The following is a 1028-nucleotide window of genomic DNA, read 5'->3' on the forward strand; positions in this document are numbered from 1 at the left end:
GGTGAGCATACGGATGCGGTGCTGGGCGATGTACTGGGTCTGGGAGCTGAGGCTGTCCGGAGATTGAGGGCTGATGGGGTGGTCTGAGCTGGTCGAGGCGTGCCTGAAGCGTTATGCGCTGGAAGGCTCGATCATCGCCACCGCTCCGGGTTCGGCCCTGGAACTGGTCAATTTCCGCCACCCGTTCTACGACCGCCTGTCGCCGGTCTACCTGGCCGACTATGTCGAGCTGGGCGCCGGTACCGGTGTGGTGCACTCCGCGCCAGCCTACGGCGAAGATGACTTCGTCACCTGCAAACGCTACGGCATGGTCAACGACGACATCCTCACCCCGGTGCAGAGCAACGGTGTGTACGTGCCGTCCCTGGAGTTCTTCGGCGGCCAGTTCATCTGGAAGGCCAACCCGGCCATCGTCGAGAAGCTGCAGGAAGTCGGTGCGCTGATGCATACAGAAACCATCAGCCACAGCTACATGCACTGCTGGCGCCACAAGACCCCGCTGATCTATCGCGCCACTGCCCAGTGGTTCGTCGGCATGGACAAGCAGCCGAACACGGGCGAGCCGCTGCGCGAGCGTGCGCTCAAGGCCATCGAAGACACCAAGTTCGTGCCGTCCTGGGGCCAGGCGCGCCTGCATTCGATGATCGCCAACCGCCCCGACTGGTGCATCTCGCGCCAGCGCAACTGGGGTGTGCCGATTCCGTTCTTCCTCAGCAAGCAGACTGGCGAGCTGCACCCACGCACCGTCGAGCTGATGGAAGAAGTGGCCAAGCGCGTCGAGCAGGAAGGCATCGAGGCCTGGTTCAAGCTGGACGCTGCCGAGTTGCTGGGCGACGAGGCTGCCCAGTACGACAAGATCGCCGACACCCTGGACGTGTGGTTCGACTCCGGCACCACCCACTGGCACGTGCTGCGCGGCTCCCACGAGATCGGCCGTATCGTCAAGAAGAAGGTGCGTTTCCGTACCCTGGGCTGCTACCCGTTGACGGGCGCTGTCGAGTCCGAAGCCGAAACGCTGACCGACATCA

General features: G+C 63.7%; 2 pseudogenes. Both read left to right on the top strand.

The features are described 5' to 3' along the window. Window positions 1-88: 88 nt before the first annotated feature. Window positions 89-934 (top strand): annotated as a pseudogene (locus ACQKPE_RS26595) (class I tRNA ligase family protein); the annotation flags it as partial. A gap of 3 nt (window positions 935-937) precedes the next feature. Continuing rightward, window positions 938-1028: pseudogene (locus tag ACQKPE_RS26600) on the top strand (hypothetical protein); the annotation flags it as partial.

It is taken from the genome of Pseudomonas sp. NPDC089554 (assembly GCF_050280645.1).
GTDB lineage: Bacteria > Pseudomonadota > Gammaproteobacteria > Pseudomonadales > Pseudomonadaceae > Aquipseudomonas.